We start from the raw sequence: 1,881 nt of genomic DNA on the forward strand, positions 1-1,881 counted from the left end.
GTCCCCGCCTCCCCGCCGGAACCGCCCCCGGACTCCGCGCCGCTCCCGGTCTGGGCTCCCCCCACGTCGACGGCGCCGTCGTTGAAGGGCATGTGCGGCGAGATCGCCGGGAAGGCGAAGAACCACAGCAGCAGGGCGGCGCCCACCACCAGTCCGAGCGCCATGATGAGCTTGGCGATCCACGGACCGGGCAGGACGCGCCAGATCAGACCGTACATTCGCGTTCCTTACTCGCTGGCCTGGGGAGCCATGTGCGCGATCGAGTCGGGCATCCCCTCGGACTTGGGCGTGGTCTCCACCAGCTCCGCCCAGACGATGAGGCGGTGCGTGTTGTTCAGCTTGGGCGCGCACGTGGTGAGGGTGAGCAGGGACCTGCCCGGCTCCTCGTCGGTGGCCTCGTCGAACGGGTCCGGCTCGATCACCCACACGTCGGTGGGCAGGACCGTCTCGTCGCGGAAGACCTCGTAGGTGTAGAAGTTCTCCCCGTCCTCCAGCACCATGACGTCGCCGTTCCGGAGCAGGTCCAGGTCCCAGAACAGGCCGGGGGTGCGGTGGGCGGCCACGGCGTAGTTGCCCTCGCCGCCGGGAGAGCTGGGGTACTCGGTGTAGTGGCCGGGGCTGTAGCGGATGTCCTCCTGCGTGGTGCCGTTGACCACCACCCAGTCCAGGTCCAGGCTCGGCACGTACAGGCGGCTGTCGGCGCTGCCCGGCAGGGGCTCGGAGTCCGGACCGGCCTCCGCGGCCGCCTGTTCGGCGGACCAGGCCTCCTCCAGCCCCTGGGCCAGGTCCTGCTGTTCGCGGTCGGTCTCCCACTGGGAGCCGTACACCTCGTATCCGGCGTAGAAGAGCATGAGCAGACCGGCGGTCAGCATGATCTCGCCGAAGAACCGGACGATGCCGCGCACGACGTCGCCGGGGGTGGCCCTGGGCCTGGGGCGGCGGCGCCGTCGGCCGCCGGAGGCCCGACGTCCACGCCCCTCCCCGCGTCCGGGCCGGGGACCCTCGTGGAACTGCCGTTCAGTTGTAGACACCAATACGACCTACTCCTGTGGACGCTTCCGTGTGCACCCGTCCCCTACCTGAGGGGGACGACCAGCGGGACTCCGGTACGCGGGTGCGGTAGGACTTCGACCTCGTGCTGGTAGACGGAGCTGAGCAGCGACGCGGTGAACACGTCGGCGGGGGAGCCCTGCGCGGCGACCCGTCCTCGGGAGAGTATCGCCACACGATGGGCGTAGGCTGCCGCAAGCCCCAAATCGTGCAGGACCACGATAACCGCACCGCCGCGCTCCGCGAGTTGGGAAGCCAGATCCAGTACGAGTTCCTGGTGCCGGATGTCCAGGGCGGCGGTCGGCTCGTCCAGCAGGAGCAGCTGGGTGTCCTGGGCCAGGACGCGGGCGAGCATCACCCGCGCGCGCTCACCCCCCGACAGGGTCGGGAAGCGCCGTTCGGCCAGGTCGGACACGCCCGTGCCCTCCATCGCGGCGGCGGTGAGGGCCTCGTCCTCGGCCGCGGCGGCCAGCCCCGCCCAGGGGGCGCGGCCCATGGACACGATGTCGGCGACGGGGAACGGAAAACTGACCGCCGCCTCCTGGGGCAGGACCGCGCGGCGCAGCGCCAGCTCGGGGGGCGTCCAGTCGGCGAGCGGGCGGCCGTGGAGGCGGACGGTCCCGGTGTCGGCCTCCCCCCGGCCGGGCGCCCCGGTGACGTCCCCGGACAGGGCGGCGAGCAGCGTGGACTTGCCCGCCCCGTTGGGCCCGACCAGGGCCAGCAGCTCCCCGGCCCGCACGGTGAGGCCGACCCCGTCGAGCAGGGCGCGGCCGCCCCGGCGGACGGTGACGCCCTCGGCCCGGAGTATCTCCTCGCCGGGTGGGACCGGGG

3 protein-coding genes are annotated in these 1,881 nt (G+C 72.6%); all 3 read right to left on the minus strand.

Annotated features, from left to right (window positions below):
- A partial coding sequence (locus tag DQW06_RS19290; RefSeq protein ID WP_117199046.1) for a hypothetical protein occupies positions 1-218 on the minus strand: 218 nt, incomplete at its 3' end.
- A gap of 9 nt (positions 219-227) precedes the next feature.
- Positions 228-1,034 (minus strand): class E sortase, encoded by an 807-nt coding sequence (locus DQW06_RS19295; protein WP_013151429.1) that lies wholly within the window; start codon positions 1,032-1,034, stop codon positions 228-230.
- A gap of 41 nt (positions 1,035-1,075) precedes the next feature.
- Positions 1,076-1,881: heme ABC transporter ATP-binding protein (locus tag DQW06_RS19300; protein ID WP_117199047.1), on the minus strand; the 806-nt coding region annotated here is incomplete at its 5' end.

The sequence above is a fragment of the Nocardiopsis sp. TNDT3 genome (assembly GCF_003427465.1).
Lineage (GTDB): Bacteria > Actinomycetota > Actinomycetes > Streptosporangiales > Streptosporangiaceae > Nocardiopsis > Nocardiopsis dassonvillei.